Below are 23,736 nucleotides of genomic sequence, written 5' to 3' on the forward strand. Positions count from 1 at the left end.
GAAATTTAGTGAGTTGTATGTTTGTGGTTGATGAAGACAAAACGCCCAAGCAGGGCGCTTTGTTCGGCCTTATTCTGCAACGCGGCGAACTTGAATGATCATTCCCATTAATGGATGGTCTAGATAGTGGGTTTCGTTGCTGCGCATACGGCGTTTTTGGTCCATCCGATAGCTCTTTAAAAACTCTTCCTTTTCCACCGTTGGGGAGATGGCTTCTAGGTTTCCAAGCTGAACATCGGCATTTTGCTCTTCAGGTGTAATGTCTAACTCCAATGGTTTACTTTGGAGCACGATTTCTCGCACACTCGGGGCTTTAAGGTCGATCGTAGTTTCAGCATAAAGATAGTGCTGCACATAGATTTGCAATTTACCGTCGAGTTCATAAAGAGGACCCGCGATGTTTTGTTCTAGTACACCGTTCACTGGCGATTCTTCTAGTACAGCCACTTTTTCACTACCGTCAGCATTGAATTTAGCCGAGTAATCTTTACCTGCCTGAATATGGAAAATCGGTGCGGAAGCTCTGCCTTGATCACCTTGACGCCAAGCCGTATGCAATAGCACTTCAAAGCCGGCGTGGTTTTTCAGTTTTTGTGCTTGGTCGTTAAGTTGGTAGTCTGAAAAAGGCAGCATTTTCACGCCTTTTTCTTGGCGATAGCTTAAGTCACCAAAACTACCCGCGCGTTGAATATTGATTTCTGGTAGTGAGTTAGGCCAAGACTCACTGACCTTCTCTGCATCAATTGCACGCTTAAAAATGATCACTTCTATGTCAAATTGCCGTTGTGCCAGACTTGGCAGCGAAATAAGCAAAAGTAGGAGTGGGATCAGTTTTTTCATTATGGCTCCATCATTTTTTGTGCGTAATTTATGCTCTAGGCATTAGATTTTGTTGGAATTCGCCGAGCATACTCGACACAAATTGAATTCGTTCACGTCTATCGGCTAATGGTACAGCAAACTTAAACTTAGTTGGCCCTTCCATTGCAAATTTTTTCGGTTGTGATTGCAGAAGTCTAACCAAAAATACGGGATTAATGTCAGCATCTGGATAGAACTCAATGTAGCCGCCTTTTTCATGTGCTTCGATTTTCTTCACTTTTATTCGTGCAGCATCAATTTTGACTTCAGCTACGCCGAGTAAGTTATTTGCAGCATCAGGTAATTTACCAAAGCGATCAATCAACTCAACTTTGAGCTCGGCGAGCTCATCCCGGCTAGCGACACTTGCTATCTGTTTATACATCGAGAGGCGAGTATTTACATCAGGAATGTAATCATCGGGTAATAGCGCTGGCAAACGCATTTCCACTTCAGTTTGCTCACGAAGCAAATCGTCAAGGGAAGGCTCTTTGCCATTTTTTAGCGCTTCAACCGCTTGCTCTAGCATCTCCATATAGAGAGTAAAACCAATTGATTGGATCTGACCACTCTGTTCATCGCCCAATAATTCACCTGCCCCACGGATTTCTAAATCGTGCGTTGCTAGAGTAAAACCGGCGCCAAGATCTTCAAGAGATGCAATCGCTTCTAAACGTTTCACGGCATCTTTAGTCATGGCTTTAGGGTGTGGAGTGAGTAAGTAAGCATAAGCTTGGTGATGAGAGCGTCCTACTCGGCCACGAAGTTGGTGTAGCTGCGCTAAACCAAGGTTGTCTGCTCGGTCCATAATGATGGTGTTCGCGGTTGGGACATCAATCCCGGTTTCAATGATGGTTGTGCAAACCAATACATTGAATCGTTGGTGATAAAAGTCGTTCATCACTTTTTCCAGCTCACGTTCACGCATTTGTCCATGGGCGACGGTAATTCGAGCTTCAGGGACCAGCTTTTCTAAATCGGCGGCGACTTTGTCGATAGTTTCTACTTGGTTATGTAGAAAATAAACCTGTCCACCGCGCATGATTTCACGTAATAGAGCCTCTCGAATAGTGCTCTCATCATGTTGGCGCACAAAGGTTTTGATGGCTAAGCGTCGTGCGGGTGGTGTGGCGATAATCGATAGATCGCGCATTCCGCTCATCGCCATGTTTAATGTACGCGGAATCGGCGTTGCCGTCAGCGTGAGAATATCCACATCAGCACGCATCGCTTTCACTTTTTCTTTTTGGCGAACGCCAAAACGGTGTTCTTCATCAACGATCAAAAGACCAAGATCGCTAAATTTTAGCTCGCTGGAAAGCAGTTTGTGCGTGCCAACCAAAATGTCGACTTTGCCGTCGGCGACATCTTGTAGGATCTGCTTTTGCTCTTTCGCTGATTTGAAGCGTGATAAAACTTCAACACGGATCGGCAGGTTAGCAAATCGGTCTCGAAAGTTCTCAAAATGCTGCTGCGCGAGTAAGGTTGTCGGCACTAATACAGCCACTTGTTTATTGTTGTCGGTACACACAAAGGCGGCGCGCATGGCGACTTCTGTTTTGCCAAATCCAACGTCACCACACACTAATCGGTCCATCGCTTTTTTCTGACACATGTCTGAGAGTACGGCATTGATGGCTGTGTTTTGATCATCAGTTTCTTCAAATGGGAAACCTGCTTTAAAGGTCGCGTATTGACCACGATCCAGAGCGAACTTATAGCCCGGTTTGAGCTCTCGTTTAGCGTAAACATCCAGCAGTTCTGCTGCGACATCACGGACTCTTTCGGCCGCTTTTCGTCGTGCTTTAGTCCATGCTTCACCCCCGAGTTTATGCAATGGTGCGCTTTCTTCCGCGCCGCCAGAGTAACGGCTGATGAGATTTAGTGAAGCGACAGGAACATAAAGTTTGGCTTCATTTTGATACTCAAGAGTGACGTATTCGGTCATCATGCCACCCGCTTCAAGTGTCTGTAGCCCGATATAACGGCCGATACCATGATCAATATGAACGACGGGTTGTCCTGGTTTGAGTTCGGCTAAGTTACGAATGATAGCGTCACTATTGGTGACTTTACGATCTTTCTTACGACGAAGAATGACACGATCACCGAGTAAATCACTTTCGCAGATAAACGCTAAGTTAGCATTGTTATCAATAAAGCCGTGCTCAGATGCTCCTAATACTAGGCATAGCTTTTCTTTTGCTTGGCACGCTTGGTGGAAGGTTTCTTTTTCGATAGGGCGCAGCTTTACGCGTTGCAATAGTTCTAGTAATGCTTCGCGACGGCCTTCCGATTCGACGGAAAAAATGATTTTCCCATTAAAACTTTCACTAAATTGCCGGATGGCGGCTAAAGGCTCTTTATTTTGATGCATAACCGCCAAGTCGGGTAATGCACTGACCGCTAAATTGATTCGTCCTTGCTTTTCGGTAATCGGCTCGATGCTGAGTTGTATTTGAGCCACGTTTTTGAAAAGACTAAAAAGCTCATCTTTTTTAAGCCACAATTCGTGAGGTGGCAGTAATGGGCGAAGAGGGTCAACTTTACGCTGCTGGTAACGATATTCGACGTCGGTTAAAAACTGGTCAATCGCTGTTTCGATGTTTCCTACGACAATCAGTTGGCTTTCTGGCGCGATATAATCGAACAAGGTTTCGGTGTGTTCAAAAAATAGCGGTTGCCAGTATTCAATACCTGCGGGCCAAATCCCCTTTGAGACTTGCATATAGACTGATTCTGGTTCGCGACGCGCTTCAAATCGTTGACGCCAGCGGGTGCGAAAATCTTCAATGGCACTTTCTGTGGTGGGAAATTCATGAGCAGGCAGTAAGCGTATCTCGCTGATCTCTTCAATTGAGCGTTGATTCTCAGGATCGAAGGTGCGTATGGTGTCGATTTCATCATCAAAAAAATCAATGCGATAAGGATCGCTGCTGCCCATTGGAAATAAATCAAGAATCGAACCTCGGCTGGCATATTCGCCTGGGCCAAACACTTGATCAACATGACGATAGCCCGATTTTTCCAGTTGAAGACGTAATTTATCTAAGGAAAATTGATCACCGATTTTGACCATTAAAGTATGCTGTAGCAGAAATTCTCGCGGCGTTTGACGCTGTAATATGGTGCTCACAGGCACAATGGTAATGCCTGTTTTCAAGCTCGGTAATTGATACAGGCGTGCGATGCGATCAGAAATGATCTCTTGATGAGGCGAAAAATTATCATAAGGCAAAGTTTCCCAATCAGGGAACAGCGCTACTTCGGTGTCACTAAACTGCTCAATTTCGTGCTGCAGCTTTAAGGCGGTTTGAGGATCAGGTACAGCCAATAAGGTGTGGCTATTATGCTGGTTGGCCAGTTCTGCAATTGCCAATGCTAGGCTTGCACCACGTAGGTTACCAATGTGTTTTTTGTCGCCCGCGCCAGCAGGTTTAATCAGAGTCAGTAAAGAGTGTGTAGTCATGAGAACGCTTATGGTTTATTTCGGTCTAAAGAGCGTTGACGCAGCAATTTTTGCTGCTGGTACAGTGCGGCTTTAATTAAGAGATCTTGGTCAGTATCTCGCAGTAAATCGTATTTCATCGTGATGAGATAGTGTTGATCGTCCGCTTGGCAATCAATCACCGAACTATAGCAATAAATGGCAGCCGCCGGATGATCTAAAAACAGTTTACTGCGGGCTTGGGTGCCAATTTCTAGTGCGCTTGGATAACGAAAAGAGAAGCGGCTGGCGCCAAATGTGCTGGTGATGAAGCGTGAATGCGGTTCATCTTGCTGTGATAACATAAAGGTCAGTAACAAATTCAGTTTCGAATTTTGAGTATCAAGTAACTGAACGACATGCTTGAAATCGCTACTCTTCAGCTCTAGCCGTGCACTTTCGGTGAGTGCATCCAACTGGCTAAACTCACTAGCCACAATAAATGGGGCGGGAATTTCCGCTTCAAATATCGACTTGGAAGGTAGCATAAATGCGCTGTCTAAAAGTTCAATATTGGCTGTCAGTCCATAGTGAACCGTAAAAAATTCTTGCTCGGTCATAAAGGCGTCCTTCTCATTACTTTGTTGATTATCATCATACCGGCGAACTAATCAAGGTATGTCATTGTTATCGAGCCTATTTAACCGATAATTGGCAAATTAAAGCTACAACCTTGCATCGTTTCTCGTTACAGTACTGAGCATCACTTTTAGGCGGTTTTTGTTATGTTTCATCCTATTTCGGCGTTTATCGGCTTACGTTATCTACGTGGGCGATCCGGTGATAGATTCAGTCGATTTGTTTCTTACATGTCTACGGCGGGGATAACCATTGGCGTGATGTCATTGGTGACGGTACTTTCTGTCATGAATGGCTTTGAATCTCAGCTCAAAAATAGAATTTTGGGCGTGTTGCCTCAAGCGGTAGTTTCACAAAACGGCGATCACACTTTGCTCACGCAAGATGTGCCTCAATTTATTAACCAGCTCTCTAGCGCCAGAGCGGCTGAACCGATTGTGCGCAGTGAAGCTGTGGTGCAAAGCTCATCGCAACTTGCAGCTGGTTTGTTGGTGGGAATTGAACCAAATCAACATGATCCGATTGCGGCGCACTTGATTGAAGGTCAAGTGAGCGCACTTAATCCGGGTGATTATCAACTGTTGCTTGGCCATTCACTGGCGCGGGCACTTAACGTGACAATTGGCGATAAAGTGCGCTTGATGGTGACTTCGGCTAGCCAATATACCCCCTTAGGTCGTATCCCTGCACAACGTAATTTTACAGTCGCAGGCATCTTCAATACGGGGTCTGACGTTGATGGACAACTGATGCTGACGCACATCAAAGATGCAGCGCGATTGCTTCGTTTACCATCAAATACGGTGTCGGGATGGCGGCTCTTTTTTGATGATCCTTTTGTGGTCGCAGACCTAGCTAGCGCACCTTTGCCTGAGGGGTGGCAATGGAGTGACTGGCGAGATCAGCGTGGCGAGTTGTTCCAAGCTGTTCGCATGGAAAAAAATATGATGGGTTTGATGCTTGGCTTGATTGTTGGCGTGGCGGCTTTCAATATCATTTCCGCGTTGATCATGGTGGTGATGGAAAAACAAGCTGAGGTCGCGATTTTGAAAACGCAAGGCATGACAGATCAACAAGTACTGGCCATTTTTATGGTTCAAGGTGCGAGTAGTGGAGTGATTGGTGCGCTTGTCGGTGGTGTGTTAGGCGTATTGCTTGCCAATAACCTCAATGGATTATTAGAAAGCATGGGGGTCGCGCTGTTCTCTGTGGGGGGAACGCTGCCCGTAGTGATTAACCCTATGCAAATTATGTTGGTGGTGATAGCAGCCATCACGCTCAGCTTATTCGCGACACTGTTTCCTTCCTACCGCGCGTCATCCGTAAAACCTGCCGAGGCTTTAAGATATGAATAACCTTTTACAATGCCATAACGTATGCAAAACCTACCAAGAAGGGGAGCTACGGACTCAAGTGCTAAAAGGCGTCAGTTTTGGCATTCAAGCGGGCGAGTTAGTCTCAATTATTGGGACTTCTGGATCTGGGAAAAGTACGTTATTACACATTCTGGGTGCACTGGATGAGGCAACCGAAGGTTCAGTGTCGTTTTTAGGTCAGGATTTATCGAGCTTAAGCTCCAATAAACAAGCGAACATTCGCAATCAACATTTGGGTTTTGTGTACCAGTTCCACCATTTATTAGCCGATTTCACCGCTCTTGAGAATGTTGCCATGCCGTTGCTTATTGGTGGCCAAAAAGCATCGCGTGCTAAACAGGCCGCGCAAGCATTGCTAGAAAAAGTGGGGTTGGGGCATCGCTTATCTCATCGACCCTCTGAGCTCTCTGGTGGAGAGCGGCAGCGGGTAGCGATTGCGCGAGCGCTGGTCAATCAACCCGATTTGGTGTTAGCCGATGAGCCTACGGGCAACCTTGATCACAAAACGGCGCTGGCGATTTATGATTTGATGCGTCAAATGAATCAAGAGTTTGGCACGGCATTTTTAGTGGTAACGCATGATAGCGAACTTGCTGAAAAAATGGACAGACAGATGCACATGCAAGATGGTTTGCTGATTAATGTGGAGGCACTGTAGATGTTCACCTCGCTCTCTTTAGTGATTGGTCGTCGTTTTAGCCTGGCAAAGCAGCGTAATAAAATGGTGTCGTTTATCTCGCTCTCTTCCATTATCGGTATCGCCGTGGGCGTTGCGGTGATCATTGTTGGCTTGTCGGCGATGAATGGCTTTGAGCGCGAACTGCAGAATCGAGTGTTATCTGTGATAGCGCACGGCGAGTTCGAAGGGGTTCAACAACCCATCGCGAACTGGTCGTCATTAGTCAAGCAAGCCGTGCAGCATCCAAAAGTGGAAGCGGCTGCTCCTTATGTAAAATTGACGGCATTAGCGGAGAAAGGCGCGCAACTGAAAGCGATTGAGGTGCGTGGAATTGATCCGCAAATGGAGCGCGCCGTGTCGCGTTTATCTCAATTTGTCTCTTCCGATGCATGGCAAGGTTTTGTCGCAGGTCAGCAACAGGTCATTTTAGGCAAAGGAGTGGCGGATAAATTGGGCGCGGCAGTCGGTGACTATGTCACTTTGATGATCCCCTCTGCGAATGAGAGCGCTAAAGTTCAAGCGCCAAAGCGCGTGCGCGTCAAGGTCTCAGGGCTTTTGGAGCTCAACGGCCAAATTGATCACAGCCTTGCGTTAGTGCCATTGGCAGATGCACAAGCTTACGCCAAATTAGGAGAGCGAGTGACGGGCGTTGCTATCAAGGTCTCAGAGGTATTAAATGCGACTCAAATTGTAAGAGAGGTCGGCAATACGCTTGATCAATACGTCTATCTACGCAGTTGGCAGCAAAAGTTTGGCTTTTTGTACCGTGATATTCAGTTGGTCAGAACCATGATGTATTTGGTGATGGTGCTGGTGATTGGTGTGGCGAGCTTCAACATCGTTTCAACACTTATGATGGCGGTAAAAGATCGTGCGGCTGAAATTGCCATTTTGCGCACTATGGGCGCGACTGATGGATTAGTGAAACGAATTTTTGTCTGGCAGGGTGTTTTCTCTGGTGTATTAGGCAGTGTGATAGGTGGCGTGTTAGGTGTGTTGATTGCGTGGAATTTAACAGCGTTAATCAAAGGATTAGAACGGTTAGTCGGCCATCAGTTTTTGTCTGGTGATATCTATTTTGTCGACTTTTTGCCATCACAAGTGAACCTATCGGATGTGGTGCTTGTCTCTTCGACGGCGATTGTGTTGAGCCTACTAGCTACTTGGTATCCTGCCTCTAGGGCCAGTCAACTGAACCCGGCGTCTGTGCTTAGCGCTAAATAATCTCAACTCGGATTCTTTTCGTTCATCAGCATTGAGCTATTTTTAGCAAACAAAGTTTTTAGCAAACAAAGTTTTAGCAAACAAAAAGGACCATTTGGTCCTTTTTCAACATCATGCGACATCGTTTTACATGCTCAGTTGTATAGCCAGTCTCAATCTCTTGAAGCTTTTATCTCGCTTGGCGCTTTTGCCAGCTTCTTACGACAGAATAGCGCCATAAACCGTGAATGCCGAAGTAGCCGATTATGGCGGAGATCACTCCGCACATCATGCAACCCAAAAGGAATGGCGGACCAATGGTACTCATTTGTTGCATGATAAAATGCCAAGAGAGTTCAAAGTGAAATGGTTGTGGTGGTGTTTGCATTACCCATGCCCCAAGTTTGTAGGCGAAGTAGAACAGCACTGGCATGGTGATGGGGTTGCTAATCCAGACCAAGGCTACAGAGAGCGGTAAATTGACGCCGCACATAATGGCAAGGCCAGCGGACATGATCATTTGACTCGGAAGTGGAACAAAAGCCATGAACAAACCTACGGCGAAGGCGCCCGCTGCTGAGCGGCGGTTCAAACACCATAAATTGGGGTTGTACAGCACATTGCCAAAAATTTTTAATGCCTTCTGACGCTTAATCACTTCATGGTTAGGCATAAAACGTTTGATGAACTTTCTTGGCATCGTGACATGACTCTCTTATCTAATTACTGGACTCTAGCTTCGTTTTCGCTAACCGCCATTTCTGCTTCTTATTGGCCTTGGATGCCAGATTGGAAATGGAGTATGCCTCTATTCGCCATTCTTATACTCTCTGTCGGTTATAGAAAACTGCGCTTTCTCTCAGGAGTAACAATGGCTGTAGTCGTCATTGTGATCAGCGGGAACCTATTGCGTGAGCAGTCCAACACTCTGTTCCAGGCAGGTCCGGATATTACCATAAATGGCCAGGTTAACAGCTTTTTTAGACAAATTAGTCATGGTTACGAAGGAACAATTTCGATTCGATCAATCAATGGTCAAACCTTAAACATTTTTTTGCGACCCAAAGTACGATTAGTTGCGCCTTTGCTGTTGAAAAAGGGCGATGTGGTTGAATTTACCATTACTGTAAAACCTATCTTTGGCCGGTTAAATGAGACGGGATTTGATGTAGAGTCGTACTCTTTGAGCCAAGGTATTGTGGCTCGAGCAACCGTGAGTAATGGGCAGCCTTATCGTATTGAACCCTTGCCAGAGCGGCGAACACAATGGTATCAGAAAATCAAAACTTGGCTCGCGGATGATCCTAATCTTGGTATTTTAATGGCGCTCACATTTGGAGAACGCAGTGATATTTCAGCAGCACAATGGCAAGCATTACGAGACAGTGGCCTGATTCATTTGGTTGCCATTTCTGGTCTGCACATTGGCATCGCATTTGGTTTTGGTTATAGCCTTGGGCTCGTATTGATGCGTTTGCATCACCGTATGGGGTGGTCGCCATTCGTCGTAGGAAGCTTGTGCGCACTAGGCTATGCTTGGTTGGCTGGCTTTACCTTGCCCACTCAACGCGCGCTCATCATGTGTTTGCTTAATGTGGCGATGATTATCCTCAATGTCCGTATCAATACGTTGCAGCGACTACTTATGACGTTATCGGCGGTGCTGCTCATCGATCCTTTTGCTGCGCTATCCAGTAGCTTTTGGATGTCCTTTATTGCTGTCTCAGTGGTGTTTTACCAACTTTCGCTACCTCAAACTCAGCGATTTTTTTTATGGCGTTTATTGACGATGCAGATTGGGTTAGTGCTGTGTATGCTTCCGGTAACCGCTTATTTTTTCGGTGGGGTGAGTACCAGTGCGGCGCTCTATAACTTAGTGTTTATTCCTTGGTTCAGTTTTGTGGTGGTTCCGGCGCTCTTTGTTGCTTTAGGGTGTACGGTTTTGACTTTTGATGGCGCACCTATGGTGTGGCATTGGGTGGCTAAATTACTCATTCCCGTTGATTGGTCAATACATTATTCAAGTCTCAGTTGGTTTCCTATTTCTGGTGCTGTTTTGGTTCTGTTGAGCAGTGCTCTGTTGTTGTTTGTGTTTTCACCGTTGATCTCGCGTTTTGCGCTTGCTGTCTGTGGCTTAATTATGATGGCTTCCTGGGTCACCATTCCAATCAAAACAGGTTGGCGGATTGATGTGTTAGACGTTGGGCATGGGTTGGCGGTGTTGATCGAAAAAGAAGGGCGCTACGTGCTTTATGATACTGGTGCAAGTTGGCAAGGTGGCGATCATATCCAAACTACGGTTGCCCCTGTGTTAACCAAGCGAGGAGCGAAACAATTAGACGGGTTGATTTTAAGTCACTTGGATAACGATCATGCAGGCGGAAGATCGGAAGTTGAGCGTGTTTGGCAGCCCAAATGGAAACGTGCTAGTCAAACGATAGCGGGTTATCAACCTTGTATTGCTGGCGAACAATGGCAGTGGCAACAGCTCTTTTTTGACGTTATCTGGCCACCTAAAACTGTAGCGCGGGCTTACAATCCTCACTCTTGCGTGATCCGGATCTTTGACCCAAATACCGGTTTTTCAGTGCTTCTGCCCGGGGATGTGGATGCCATGAGTGAGTGGTTACTTGCGCGAACAGAGCAATCCTTACAAAGTCATATCCTGCTTGTACCACACCACGGTAGCAGAACATCTTCTACTGTCGCTTTGATTAATAAGGTCAATCCTGAGGTCGCTATTGCCTCGCTTGCCAAAGGTGGACGCTGGCAATTACCTTCCGCACAGGTTGTTCAACGCTACCTGCAACATGGAACAAACTGGTTGGATACGGGTGAAGACGGGCAAATTAGCGTTATTTTTGGCATGCAGAACTATCAAGTCAACAGCCTGCGTACCTCTCGCTCTCAGCCTTGGTATAGGCAGATGCTCCGTAACGAGGTAGAATGAGCGCAATATTTTCTTAAGAACAAAACATGTCTATGTCACTCAATACTGACGAAACCACTTGGCAAACCTTCAAACGCCTGTGGACCTATATCCGCCTTTACAAATCTGGCCTAGCGGTTGCGGTTGTCGCATTAATCATCAATGCGGTTTCTGACACGTATATGGTGTCGTTACTTAAGCCTCTTCTCGATGAAGGGTTTGGGAATGCGGAATCTGATTTCTTGCGCGTGCTGCCTTTTATCATCTTGGGGATGATGGCGCTGCGTGGCTTCAGTGGCTTTGTCTCCTCATACTGTTTGAGCTGGGTTTCTGGCAATGTCGTGATGCTAATGCGTCGAAAAATCTTTAACCAATTCATGCATATGCCTGTCAGTTTCTTTGATAAGGAATCCACGGGTGGCTTGTTATCACGCATTACCTATGATTCAGAGCAAGTGGCTGGGGCGACCAGCCGTGCGCTGGTAAGTATTGTTCGTGAAGGTGCGAGTATCATCGGCCTATTGACCTTGATGTTTTGGAATAGTTGGCAGCTATCACTGGTCTTAATCGTTGTTGCACCAGTGGTTGCGATGGGGATTGGCATTGTCTCTAAACGTTTTCGCAAGATCTCAAAAGGGATGCAGACCACCATGGGTGATGTGACCTCTTCAGCAGAGCAGATGCTAAAAGGGCATAAAGTGGTACTGAGCTATGGTGGTCAAAACGTAGAACGTAAACGTTTTGACCATGTCAGTAATCAAATGCGTCAACAAACGATGAAACTAGTGGCCGCACAGTCTATTGCTGACCCTATTATTCAAATGATTGCGTCATTAGCATTGGTTACCGTGCTATTTTTAGCCAGCGTTGATTCTATTCGTGCTGAATTAACACCGGGTACCTTTACAGTGGTCTTCTCGGCAATGTTTGGCTTGATGCGTCCATTGAAAGCGTTAACAAGCGTCACCTCTGATTTTCAGCGTGGTATGGCGGCCAGCCAAACGTTATTTGAGCTAATTGATTTAGAAACCGAGCGAGATACTGGCCAGTTTGAAGCCGAAAAAATACGTGGTGACGTTAGAGTTCAGGATGTGACCTTTACCTACCAAGGTAAAGAAAAACCAGCGCTGTCTCATGTGAGTTTTGATATTCCTCAAGGTAAAACTGTCGCACTTGTTGGGCGTTCCGGCTCAGGAAAAAGTACTATCGCGAGCCTCTTGACTCGTTTTTATGATGTCGATTCAGGCGCTATCTATCTAGATGATCATGATATTCGCGATTATAAACTGAAGAACTTGCGCACCCACTTTGCGCTGGTTTCGCAAAATGTTCACCTCTTCAACGATACCATTGCCAATAATATTGCTTACGCGGCAGAAAATGAGTACACGCGTGAGCAAATTGAGCACGCGGCTAAGCTCGCTCATGCCATGGAGTTTATCGACAATATGCCTGATGGTTTGGACACTATGATTGGTGAAAATGGGGCCAGTTTATCCGGAGGCCAACGTCAACGAGTAGCGATTGCGCGAGCGTTATTACGTGATGCCCCCGTTCTTATCCTAGATGAGGCAACTTCGGCGTTAGATACGGAATCTGAAAGAGCGATTCAATCAGCGCTTGAAGAGCTACAAAAGAATAAAACGGTATTGGTTATTGCGCACCGCTTGTCGACGATTGAAGAAGCTGATGAAATTCTGGTGGTCGATGAGGGGGAAATTATCGAACGTGGTCATCATGCTCAGTTAATTGCACAGGATGGGGCATATGCCCAATTGCACCGGATCCAATTTGGTGACTAATCAGTGATTGAAAAAATCTGGTTCGGGCATCATCCCGTGCGTTTTTTGTTGTGGCCACTATTGTGGCCACTGAGTGTCTTGTTTCGGTTAGTCAGTCAAGCACGTAAGCGAGCATTTCAAGCGGGCCAAAAAAAGCGTTATAAGGCTCCCATTCCTGTAGTTATGGTGGGTAATATTACCGCGGGTGGTAATGGCAAAACGCCGTTGGTTGTATGGTTAGTCGAAGCTTTACAGAAACAAGGCTTCAAACCGGGAGTTGTTTCGCGTGGGTATGGTGGTAAGGCCCCGGTTTATCCATTGGTGCTGCAAAGTGATACGCCAACCGCTCACTGCGGCGATGAACCTAAATTGATTCACCAGCGCACGGGTGCTCCGGTTGCTGTTGCACCAAAGCGCTCACAAGCCGTGCAAGCCCTGCTTCCGTTAGGTGTTGATGTCATTATCACTGACGATGGCCTCCAGCACTATGCATTAGAGCGCGATATTGAATTTGCAGTCGTGGACGGCGTTCGTCGCTTCGGTAATGAGCAGTTTATGCCTTTAGGTCCGTTAAGAGAGCCACTCTCTCGGTTATCGGAAGTCGATTTTATTGTGACTAATGGCGGTCAAGCTCAATACGGCGAATTGGCGATGCACCTTTCACCTAGCTTAGCCGTTAATTTGGTGACCGGTCAGCAAGTGTCAGTGAGTCAACTGCATGCGCTAGTCGCGTTTGCTGGTATTGGTTACCCCGCACGCTTTTTTAATACACTAGAAGCTTTAGGCGCGAAGACGGTATTAACTCAAGGTTTTGCTGATCATCAAGAGTATCAATATTCAGAATTAGAGGCGCTTGCGCAACATGGAGCAAACGTCATCATGACAGAAAAAGACGCAGTAAAATGTGCAGCGTTTGCGCAAGAAAACTGGTGGTATCTTCCTGTTTCTGCGCAATTTAGTTCGCCAGATGAACAGCGTATTTTGGACAAAATAAAAGAGGTAATGGAGCCATATGGATCACCGTCTGCTTGAAATTGTAGCTTGCCCAGTATGTAAAGGTAAGCTGACTTATGATAAAGAAAACCAAGAGCTTATTTGTAAGTTAGATCGTTTGGCCTATCCAATAAAAGAAGGGATCCCAGTGTTGCTTGAACCAGAAGCGCGCAGCATGACGATGGATGAGGGACGATAATGGCTTTCAGCGTTGTTATCCCTGCTCGTTATCAGTCGACGCGTTTACCTGGTAAGCCTTTGGCTGATATTGGCGGTAAACCTATGATTCAGTGGGTTTATGAGCAAGCGCTGCAATCGGGTGCTGAGCAGGTCGTGATTGCTACTGATGATGCTCGTGTTGAAGCGGCTGTCCATGCGTTTGGTGGCAATGTTTGCATGACATCATCACATCATGAGTCCGGTACTGAGCGTTTAGCCGAAGTGGTGAAATTAATGGGCATTGCCGATGACCACATTATTGTTAACGTACAAGGTGACGAGCCACTCATTCCACCGATCATCATCAAGCAGGTCGCTAACAATTTAGCCAACAGTAGCGCGCCGATGGCGACTTTAGCGGTTGAAATTACTGATCAAGCTGAAGTGTTTAACCCTAACGCGGTTAAAGTGGTAACAGATCAAGAGGGTTACGCGCTGTATTTCAGCCGTGCAACGATTCCTTGGGATAGAGATCACTTTGCAGCTGGTGGTCAAACAGTGATTCAGCCAGTGCTGCGTCATATTGGTATTTACGCGTATCGGGCTGGTTTTATCAATACTTATATCAACTGGCAACCCAGTGTACTTGAGAAAATTGAGTGTTTAGAGCAGCTTCGAGTACTGTGGTATGGTGAAAAAATTCACGTTGCCGTTGCCAAAGAAGCTCCGCCTGCAGGGGTTGATACACCAGAAGATTTAGAGTTAGTGAGAGCGATAGTAAGCCAACGTTAGTTAAAAGAAAGGAGCAATTGTGCTCCTTTCTCTCTCCGTTTTCAGCGGTTTATAACCTGTTTTCAGAGGCTTATAACCTTTTTTCAGAGGCTTATAACCTTTTTTCAGAAGCTTATAACCTGTTTTCAGAAGCTTATAACTAAGAGCGAGTTTCATTTTGTGGTGGGCAAGTCGCTAAAATTTCACGTCGGCCACTCTCTTTGACTTCCTCTAAAATCACATCAAACCCCCATAAACGGTAAAGATGTTTTAGTACCTCATGACAGCTCTGATCTAAAGGAATTCTATCGTGTGGAACGTGTTGCAGTGTTAAAGAACGATCACCGCGCACATCGACGTTATAGACTTGAATATTAGGTTCTAAATTACTGAGATTATATTGTGCTGCAAGCTTTTCACGGATGGCGTGATAGCCAATATCATTGTGAATTGCACTAACTTCAATGAAATTTTTACGATCGTCATCCACAATGGCAAACAGCTTGAAATCGCGCATTACTTTAGGTGAGAGATACTGGCTAATAAAGCTCTCGTCCTTGAAGTTGCGCATAGCAAAATGAACCGCATCTAACCATTCTGTTCCAGCAAGCTCAGGAAACCATTCCCTATCTTCATCGGTTGGTTCTTCACAAATACGTTTAATATCTCTGAACATAGCAAAGCCAAGCGCATATGGATTGATGCCACTAAAATAGGGGCTATTGTAAGACGGTTGCGCAACGACACTGGTGTGGCTATGTAGAAATTCAAGAATGAATTTATCAGAGACAAAGCCTTCGTCATAAAGATGATTTAAGATAGTGTAATGCCAGAATGTGGCCCAGCCTTCATTCATCACTTGTGTCTGTTTTTGTGGGTAAAAATATTGGCTTATTTTCCTCACAATGCGCACAATTTCTCGCTGCCATGGTTCAAGCAGTGGCGCATGTTTCTCAATGAAATAAAGAATGTTTTCCTGTGGCTCACTTGGAAAGCGAACCTTAAGATCTTCTTCTTTGGTTTTTGCTTTGGGTACGGTGCGCCACAGTTCATTGACTTGCGATTGTAGATAAGCTTCACGCTCTTCTTGACGTGCTTTCTCTTCTGCTATCGATATTTTTTCAGGTCGTTTATAGCGGTCAACGCCATAATTCATTAACGCGTGGCATGAGTCGAGCAGCGATTCGACTTCGGGCACGCCATATTTTTCTTCGCATTCTGAAATGTAGTTTTTGGCAAATAAGAGATAGTCAATGATGGAGCTCGCATCCGTCCAAGTTTGGAAAAGGTAGTTGCCTTTGAAAAACGAGTTGTGCCCATAGCAAGCGTGCGCCATCACTAAGGCTTGCATAGTGACGGTATTTTCTTCCATCAAATAGGCGATGCACGGGTCTGAGTTAATGACGATTTCATACGCGAGCCCCATTTGACCATGTTTGTAGCCTTGTTCGGTTTGAATAAATTTTTTGCCAAATGACCAGTGGCTGTAATTGATAGGCATGCCGATGCTAGAGTAGGCATCCATCATCTGCTCTGAGGTAATGACCTCGATTTGATTAGGATAGGTGTCAAGACGGTAAAACTCAGCTACCCGACGTATTTCAGTATGGTATTTCTCTAAAAGCTCAAATGTCCAGTCTGGCCCGTCTGGTAATAATTTACTTTTTCGCTTTGAAGTTCCCTTCGCTTTTGTTGTCATTATCATGCCTCCCTAAGCTGTTTCCTTTTGGAATAGCTCCCTAAATACAGGGAATATATCATCCACGGTGCGAATGTTTTTAATGGCAAAATTACCAAATGAGGGTTGTAATTTTTCGTACTCATGCCATAAGGTTTGGTGTGAGCGGCGAGTGATTTCAATATAAGCGTAATACTGACAATATGGCAGTAGCTTCTTGGTGAGGAGCTCTTTACACCGAGGTGAATCGTCAGCCCAGTTGTCACCATCGGACGCTTGAGCTGCGTAGATATTCCATTCACCGAGTGGATAGCGCTGCTCAATGATTTCATGCATTAACTTCAGGGCGCTAGAGACAATCGTGCCCCCCGTTTCTTGAGAGTAAAAGAACTCGTGTTCATCGACTTCTTTGGCTTGTGTGTGGTGACGAATAAATACCACTTCAACGTTTTCATAAGTGCGAGTTAAAAACAGATACAGCAACACGTAAAAACGTTTAGCAATATCTTTGGTGGCTTGATCCATCGAACCGGATACATCCATTAGACAAAACATAACGGCTTGGCTCGATGGAATAGGCCGCTTCTCAAAATTTTTGAAACGCAGGTCAAATGTATCGATGAACGGCACACTTTCGATCTTTTTGCGTAGCGCTTCAATTTCTTGTTTAAGTCGCTTCTCTTCTAATGCTTGAGCTGGCTCTCTATTCTGAATGCGTAGCAACTCTTCTTCCAATTCACCCATTAAGCGGCGTTTTCCAGCAGTCATTGCAGTGCGACGAGCTAATGATTGCTGCAAAGAACGTACTACCGCAATATTGGACGGTACACCTGCGGTTTTGAAGCCCGCACGATGAGTTTTCCATTCTGTAATCTTATTGATTTGATTTTTTTCGAGATTAGGTAATTCCAAATCTTCAAACAGCAGATCCAAATATTCATCTTTAGAGATCTGGAAAATAAATTCATCTTGGCCTTCACCGTCAGAACTCGCATCACCCTGTCCTGAACCATTACCTTGTCCACCACCTTTAGGTCTCTCAATTTTATCACCGGTAATAAACTGATCATTACCCGGGTGAACTCGCTCTTTTAGGCCGCCTTTTCCTTGGTGAAACACGGGTTCTTTAATGTCGTGATTTGGGATCGACACATCTTCGCCTGACTCGGTGTTAGTGATCGAGCGACGGTTCACTGCGTCTGCAACAGATTCTTTGATCTGCTCTTTATGACGGCGTAAAAAGCGTTGTCTATTGACCGCGCTTTTGTTTTTACCGTTCAATCTTCTATCGATAAATTGCGCCATGATTATCCCCTTGAAACGTCACCTTTGCGTTAGCCATTGTTCTTATGACTAACGCATGTACAGGTTTGATTTGCTTGAAGTTAAGAAGATTTACGGACACGTAAATACCACTCAGACAGCAGCCTTACTTGTTTTTCGGTATAACCTTTCTCCATCATACGAGCGACAAAATCATCGTGTTTTTTCTGATCATCAGATGAAGTTTTGGCATTAAATGAGATAACAGGAAGCAACTCCTCGGTATTTGAGAACATTTTTTTCTCAATAACAGTACGCAGTTTCTCGTAGCTGGTCCAAACCGGATTTTGCCCATTGTTATTAGCTTTTGCGCGCAACACAAAATTGACGATTTCATTTCGGAAATCTTTCGGATTGCTAATACCAGCCGTTTTCTCGATTTTCTCTAACTCGCTATTGAGCGATGAGCGATCGAAGAGTTGGCCAGTTTCTGGGTCTCGATACTCTTGATCTTGGATCCAGAAATCAGCGTAAGTAACATAGCGATCAAAAATATTTTGGCCATATTCAGAATAAGATTCCAAATAAGCTGTTTGAATCTCTTTACCAATGAACTCGACATAACGAGGTACTAAGTAGCCTTTCAAAAACTCCATGTACCGCTCAGCAGTTTCTTGAGGGAACTGCTCGCGTTCAACTTGCTGTTCGATGACATAGAATAGATGAACGGGGTTCGCCGCGACTTCCGTTTGATCAAAGTTGAAGACGCGTGACAATATTTTAAAAGCAAAGCGAGTCGACAAACCGGACATCCCTTCATCGACACCAGCATAGTCGCGATACTCTTGATAGCTTTTTGCTTTTGGATCGGTATCTTTTAGTGTTTCACCGTCGTAGACACGCATTTTGGAGAAAAGTGACGAGTTTTCGGGCACTTTTAGGCGCGATAGGATACTAAATTGACCAAGCAATTCTAATGTACTTGGTGAGCATGGCGCTTTGGATAGTTCGCTGTGCTCAAGCAGTTTTTGGTAAATTTTCACCTCTTCCGAGACGCGTAAACAGTAAGGAACTTTAACGATATAAACTCGGTCCAAAAACGCTTCGTTGTTTTTGTTGTTACGGAATGTCTGCCACTCGGATTCGTTTGAGTGCGCTAAAATCATGCCATCAAAGGGTAGGGCAGATAATCCTTCGGTGCCGTTGAAGTTTCCTTCTTGTGTGGCGGTTAAAAGCGGATGAAGCACCTTAATTGGCGCTTTGAACATCTCAACAAACTCCATTAACCCTTGGTTGGCTTTACAGAGTGCACCGGAATAGCTATATGCATCGGGGTCATCTTGCGAGAAATGTTCCAGTTTCCGAATATCCACTTTGCCAACCAGTGATGAAATATCTTGGTTGTTTTCATCACCGGGCTCGGTTTTCGCGACCGCAATTTGATCGAGAATAGAAGGCCGTACTTTGACGACTTTGAATTTGGAAATATCGCCGCCAAACTCGTGTAATCGTTTGGCCGCCCAAGGTGATGTAATCGAGCGTAAATAGCGTTTTTCTATCCCATATTCCTGCTTGAGGATTTCGCCATCTTCAACCACATCGAACAGACAAAATGGGTGGTCATTCACTGGGCTACGAACACCATTTGCAGACAAAACATAAATAGGCATTTGCTGCATCAAGGCTTTGAGTTTCTCAGCAAGTGAAGATTTACCGCCACCGACTGGGCCGAGTAGATAGAGGATCTGTTTTCTTTCTTCTAAACCTTGGGCAGAGTGTTTGAGGTAGGAAACAATCTGTTCTATGGCTTCTTCCATACCATAGAAATCCTCAAAAGTTTTATAACGAGAAATCACTCGGTTAGAGAAAATGCGGCTCAATCGTGGGTGTTTCGCTGTGTCTATCAGCTCTGGCTCACCAATCGCCATTAACAGCCGCTCGGCGGCATTGGCATACGCACTTTTATCTTCTTTACACAGAGCTAAAAACTCTTGCAGTGATAACTCTTCATCCTTGGCGGCTTCATAGCGTGCCTGAAAGTGGTCAAAAATACTCATAGTGAATTCCCCTCTGAAAACTGTCTAACTGACAACACCGCTTAAAAACACAAATTAATAACAATTTAAGATTAGTCCGAGTTTGGCAATTTTGCTTAACAATTATGTGTTTATTTAAATTTCGTGACACTAATAACGTCGGTGAGGTTGAGTTATTTAGTGTCTGAATATCAATGATCTGAGGGATAAGTTGGTTTGGGGCTTAATAACTGTGAGGTGGAATGCAAAAAGACGCAGTGTCTGCGTCTTTTCGTTTTTCGTCAGCCTGCCTTTTTAGGCATTAAAATCTAGGCATTAAAAATTTGTGTAAATTCTGCGGTTGATAAATGGTATTGACGAGGGCAATTACGCCAAGCAGTTAACATGCGGCGGTATTTGTCCAACATTGGCATTTGGCTGTTGAAATGGTGATCGGCTTTCTCAAATTGTGGGTAAAGTCCTTCAGATTCAACCAAGAAACGCACGTAGTGAACGCGTTGTGATTCTCTGGCGATATCAAACCCTAAAAAGTGTAGGCGACGTTGATCCACATTTTTGCTTTCAGAATCGGAGAGCATTTTGTGTGATTCTTGCATGGCGTGATACATCTCCATAATATCGATTACTTCGCGGCATTCTGCTTCGGTCAAGCAACCAAATTCTTTGTTGAGTTCTCGCATTTGCAGTTCATAACCGCGTTCAACAATCGTTTGTAACCGCTTATATTTTTCGGCATTGTTTGGATCCATTTGTGACATCAAAAAATACTGATTAGATAGAATCAGTCGTTGAGCATTGGTCATTTCCATGGAAGTAGCCTCACTAAAATTTATGTTCTATTTGATGGCATAAGATTAACAGCAATTATCGGCAATGAAACATGATCTCAACACGGATTTAATATGGAAAGTATAAAATGTGCGCAATTCTTGTTACTTTTTATGTAAGTGGTTATAGATATAACTTTGTCCAAAATGAGTATTTAAAATCGCGTAGTTGACCCAATCAGCAGCAGGAGCACCGCAAGTTGTTCCTGTTGCATGGCTAGCCTCTCTATAAAAATACCAGCGTTATGCTGGTATTTTTATGGTTGTTAGATCAAGTAATCAATATTTTATGTTTGAGTGATATTGAGCCAAGATCTCGACGATTTTGTCCATGGTCTCTTTTGACGGTGGATTCACACCTTCTAATGGATATTTTAATCCCATGGCTTCCCATTTATGAGCGCCCAATTTGTGATAAGGCAACAGCTCTACTTTCTCGATATTATCCATATCTTTGATAAAATCACCAAGCATATGAGCGGCTTCTTCGTCATCAGTGTAGCCAGGAACAATCACATAACGGATCCAAGTTTTTTTACCAATGGTGTGCAAGTAGCGCGCGAAATCTAAGGTTCGCTTATTCGACACACCAATAAAATCATGGTGGATCTCATCTTTCATGTGTTTGATGTCTAACATTACTAAATCAGTGGCATCGAGCACTTCATCAATAGCATCTGTGTGTTTGCGAACATAACCGTTGGTATCTAAGCAAGTGTGAATACCTTCGGCTTGCGCCGCGCTGAATAAATCACGAACAAATTCAGGTTGAAGCATAGCTTCACCGCCTGAGCAGGTAATTCCGCCGCCAGAGGCTTTCATAAAATGGCGATAAGATTTTGCTTCGGTAATGATTTCTTCGACAGTCACTTCCTTGCCTTCATGGGTGTCCCATGTGTCACGATTATGACAATACATACAACGCATTAGGCAGCCTTGCATAAAAATAATGAAGCGAATTCCAGGGCCATCTACTGTGCCACAAGACTCAAAAGAATGAATACGACCAGTTGTTGACATCAGTTCATCTCGAATAGGTTATTTGCCCGTTATTTTATTACAAATGGTAGGGATTAAGTAGGGTTAATGTGCAATTGCTGCCGCATATCCTGGACCACATGCTGTGGCTCAAAATGAATGCCATGACATCCTGCGCATTGACTACACTGTATAGAAATAAAAACTCGTTGAATACGATAGAGTTTAAATAAGGAATAGCTCATGGATGTACAGTGTTCTCAAAAACAAAAAATCAGTCTATTTTTGCTCATCCTTTGTGTTGGTTTTTTAGGTTTAGGGATTTATACCGCAAAAAGCCTAATGGGAATGGATGATCAGTATCGGTCTAGTGGAGACGTGGCATCTGGTTCTGTGGCGATATTTACTACTCAAGCAAATTTGTTATCGATTGCATCTGAGCTAAACAGCATGCAAGGCAATCAAATCAATTCTGTTTTGAAGAAATTGGATCTGTTAATGGGAGAGGTGAATGTTAATGTGGCTTTCCTACAAAAGACCAATTTTGCTCAAGAAGGGGAAGTGTTGCTCAAGGCAGCTAAACAATTTGATCATTTTTTGCGTCCTTGGTTGCAGGTGAAATCGGAAGTGGGTTTCAATGTGAACGAAGGTAAGTTGGGCGAGCTGAAAACGTTGGCTATCACAATAGAGAAAAAGATAGATGAGACGGGGATGGTTACAATCAACTCGGATTTTCAAGTAATGGTTAAGGCGCAGCAAAATTATTTATTAGAACCCTCTGAGCAAAACTTAAGGCTGTTTAATCGTGCTATGACCAGTTTTGTCAATATGTCTGATTCTTATTCGATGCTGGATCTATATGAAAAAGAGATACAACAATTTAAACAGGCATTTTTACGATTGAGTGAGCTGTCCCAGCAGTTAAAAATGATGGAGAAACAAAGAGTCGCTACAGAGGCGCAAGTGAAGTCGGTGATTCAAGATATTTCAACCAAGCTTTCTGCGTTGAGCGAACAATATCAGTTGGCCGCCAATATGACCGCATCGCAAACACAGTGGTCTGTATTGGCGGCCTGTGCGTTACTTGCCATATTGACCATTGCTATTTTCCTTACCTTTAGTTTTTCTCTTTCTCGTTCTTTGTCGCAAGCTATTCAGGTATTGAACAATATCTCGCGTGGTGATTTGTCACGCCGTATGCCGATGACGAATAACGAAAAGGACGAATTCAATCAACTGGCATTAGCCATTAACCAAAGTTGTGAAAATTTAGGCAAATTGGTCAGTGGGGTGCAGAAAAGTAGTGAAGCTTTGTCTGGCGATGCCACATCGTTGAATATTGGCTTGGATACTTTGGTAACAAATCAATCTGACGTTTTGGGTCAGACTCAATTATTGGCATCGGCAACGGAAGAGGTTAGCGTGATGACGCAACAAGTCTCCAACTCATTAGAATTTGTTGCGAAACTCAGCCAATCTTCTATGCAAAGCGCAGAAGAGGGGGGGAAAGTAATTTCCGTTGCTATTACGTCACTGGCTGAGGTGGGAAAAATCCTAAGTTCGGCCTCGGGGCATATTCATCAACTTGAACAAGCTTCTGTAAAAGTAGACTCGGTGATGGACACGATTAATAGTATTGCTGAGCAGACTAATTTATTGGCACTCAATGCCGCCATTGAAGCGGCGAGAGCTGGGGAACAAGGTCGTGGCTTTGCTGTTGTTGCAGATGAAGTGCGAAGTTTAGCGGTAAGAACGGTCAATGCCGTGGCCGAAATTTCCGGCACTATTGAAACTATGCAAAAGGAAAGTGCCGAAGTAATCACTTATATTGCGCAATCCGAGCAGTCTATGCAGAATGCGCAAGAAAAAGGTAATCAAGCAATCCAAGCGATAGCGAAAATTATCAAAAAAGCAGATGAAGCGGCGAATAAAACAGAAGCCATTTTTGCATCGATCCGAGATTTGGCGAAAACTAGTCACTCAATGGCGGATAACATGACGCAAATATCTCGAGCCATGAGAGCCTTGGAAGAGAACAATGAACACTTAAGAGCAACAAGCAAGATTGTAGATAAACGCTCTAGCTGTCTAAGTGCGGACTGCCAAAGCTTTACCATATGATTTCAGTTTTTCAAT

General features: G+C 44.6%; 18 protein-coding genes. 9 read left to right on the plus strand and 9 right to left on the minus strand.

Annotation, left to right across the window (positions count from 1 at the left end):
- Positions 1-69: 69 nt before the first annotated feature.
- Genes CCZ37_RS04735 through CCZ37_RS04745 form a run of 3 tightly spaced genes read right to left on the minus strand, consistent with a single transcriptional unit; the run spans position 70 to position 4,908 of the window.
- Positions 70-840, minus strand: coding sequence for a peptidoglycan binding protein CsiV (locus CCZ37_RS04735; protein ID WP_094499881.1), 771 nt, complete (start codon positions 838-840; stop codon positions 70-72).
- 28 nt (positions 841-868) lie between these two features.
- The gene (gene mfd, locus CCZ37_RS04740) at positions 869-4,330 is read right to left on the minus strand and encodes a transcription-repair coupling factor (RefSeq protein ID WP_094499882.1); all 3,462 of its coding nucleotides are present in this window, start codon (positions 4,328-4,330) and stop codon (positions 869-871) included.
- An 8-nt stretch (positions 4,331-4,338) separates the two neighbouring features.
- A complete protein-coding gene (locus tag CCZ37_RS04745; protein ID WP_094499883.1) occupies positions 4,339-4,908 on the minus strand; it encodes a PilZ domain-containing protein in 570 nt (189 codons plus the stop codon).
- Between the two features lie 165 nt (positions 4,909-5,073).
- On the opposite strand from CCZ37_RS04745, the gene lolC reads away from it, so the two are divergent.
- Genes lolC through lolE form a run of 3 tightly spaced genes read left to right on the plus strand, consistent with a single transcriptional unit; the run spans position 5,074 to position 8,206 of the window.
- Complete coding sequence (lolC, locus tag CCZ37_RS04750) at positions 5,074-6,282, plus strand: lipoprotein-releasing ABC transporter permease subunit LolC (RefSeq protein WP_094499884.1); 1,209 nt, start codon at positions 5,074-5,076, stop codon at positions 6,280-6,282.
- Positions 6,275-6,961 carry a lipoprotein-releasing ABC transporter ATP-binding protein LolD gene (gene lolD, locus CCZ37_RS04755; protein WP_010319233.1) on the plus strand — a complete coding sequence of 229 codons (687 nt, stop codon included), beginning with the start codon at positions 6,275-6,277 and terminating at the stop codon, positions 6,959-6,961. Before lolC ends, lolD begins: the two co-directional genes overlap by 8 nt.
- On the plus strand, positions 6,962-8,206 hold the full coding sequence (gene lolE / locus CCZ37_RS04760; RefSeq protein ID WP_094499885.1) for a lipoprotein-releasing ABC transporter permease subunit LolE: 1,245 nt from the start codon (positions 6,962-6,964) through the stop codon (positions 8,204-8,206).
- A 169-nt stretch (positions 8,207-8,375) separates the two neighbouring features.
- Here the strand turns inward: lolE and CCZ37_RS04765 are convergent, their stop codons facing one another.
- Entirely contained in the window at positions 8,376-8,885 is a 510-nt protein-coding gene (locus tag CCZ37_RS04765) for a DUF2062 domain-containing protein (protein WP_010319231.1), read from the minus strand.
- Between the two features lie 6 nt (positions 8,886-8,891).
- On the opposite strand from CCZ37_RS04765, the gene CCZ37_RS04770 reads away from it, so the two are divergent.
- The 5 genes from CCZ37_RS04770 to kdsB are packed head-to-tail and all read left to right on the plus strand — an operon-like array spanning position 8,892 to position 14,839.
- Positions 8,892-11,135: a DNA internalization-related competence protein ComEC/Rec2 gene (locus tag CCZ37_RS04770; RefSeq protein ID WP_094499886.1), complete on the plus strand. Its 2,244-nt coding sequence runs from the start codon at positions 8,892-8,894 to the stop codon at positions 11,133-11,135.
- Between the two features lie 32 nt (positions 11,136-11,167).
- A complete protein-coding gene (gene msbA / locus CCZ37_RS04775) occupies positions 11,168-12,916 on the plus strand; it encodes a lipid A ABC transporter ATP-binding protein/permease MsbA (protein ID WP_010319229.1) in 1,749 nt (582 codons plus the stop codon).
- A gap of 3 nt (positions 12,917-12,919) precedes the next feature.
- Positions 12,920-13,927 (plus strand): tetraacyldisaccharide 4'-kinase, encoded by a 1,008-nt coding sequence (gene lpxK, locus CCZ37_RS04780; protein WP_094499887.1) that lies wholly within the window; start codon positions 12,920-12,922, stop codon positions 13,925-13,927.
- Complete coding sequence (locus CCZ37_RS04785; RefSeq protein ID WP_010319227.1) at positions 13,908-14,087, plus strand: Trm112 family protein; 180 nt, start codon at positions 13,908-13,910, stop codon at positions 14,085-14,087. Before lpxK ends, CCZ37_RS04785 begins: the two co-directional genes overlap by 20 nt.
- Positions 14,087-14,839, plus strand: coding sequence for a 3-deoxy-manno-octulosonate cytidylyltransferase (kdsB, locus tag CCZ37_RS04790; protein WP_010319226.1), 753 nt, complete (start codon positions 14,087-14,089; stop codon positions 14,837-14,839). The genes CCZ37_RS04785 and kdsB overlap by 1 nt, the downstream gene beginning before the upstream one ends.
- A 139-nt stretch (positions 14,840-14,978) precedes the next feature.
- Here the strand turns inward: kdsB and CCZ37_RS04795 are convergent, their stop codons facing one another.
- The 5 genes from CCZ37_RS04795 to pflA all read right to left on the minus strand — a co-directional run bounded on the left by CCZ37_RS04795 (position 14,979) and on the right by pflA (position 21,642).
- Positions 14,979-16,517, minus strand: a complete 1,539-nt coding sequence (locus tag CCZ37_RS04795) for a SpoVR family protein (RefSeq protein ID WP_094499888.1) — start codon at positions 16,515-16,517, stop codon at positions 14,979-14,981.
- Positions 16,518-16,529: 12 nt separating this feature from the next.
- Positions 16,530-17,801 (minus strand): YeaH/YhbH family protein, encoded by a 1,272-nt coding sequence (locus CCZ37_RS04800; RefSeq protein WP_094499889.1) that lies wholly within the window; start codon positions 17,799-17,801, stop codon positions 16,530-16,532.
- A gap of 80 nt (positions 17,802-17,881) precedes the next feature.
- Entirely contained in the window at positions 17,882-19,816 is a 1,935-nt protein-coding gene (locus tag CCZ37_RS04805; RefSeq protein ID WP_094499890.1) for a PrkA family serine protein kinase, read from the minus strand.
- 287 nt (positions 19,817-20,103) lie between these two features.
- Positions 20,104-20,604: a YfbU family protein gene (locus CCZ37_RS04810; RefSeq protein WP_010319222.1), complete on the minus strand. Its 501-nt coding sequence runs from the start codon at positions 20,602-20,604 to the stop codon at positions 20,104-20,106.
- Between the two features lie 297 nt (positions 20,605-20,901).
- Entirely contained in the window at positions 20,902-21,642 is a 741-nt protein-coding gene (gene pflA, locus CCZ37_RS04815) for a pyruvate formate lyase 1-activating protein (protein ID WP_094499891.1), read from the minus strand.
- Between the two features lie 201 nt (positions 21,643-21,843).
- Here pflA and CCZ37_RS04820 point away from each other — a divergent pair, with 201 nt between their 5' ends.
- Positions 21,844-23,721 (plus strand): methyl-accepting chemotaxis protein, encoded by a 1,878-nt coding sequence (locus CCZ37_RS04820; protein ID WP_094499892.1) that lies wholly within the window; start codon positions 21,844-21,846, stop codon positions 23,719-23,721.
- Positions 23,722-23,736: the final 15 nt, after the last annotated feature.

Origin of the sequence: Vibrio qinghaiensis (genome assembly GCF_002257545.1) — a bacterium.
Lineage (GTDB): Bacteria > Pseudomonadota > Gammaproteobacteria > Enterobacterales > Vibrionaceae > Vibrio > Vibrio ordalii.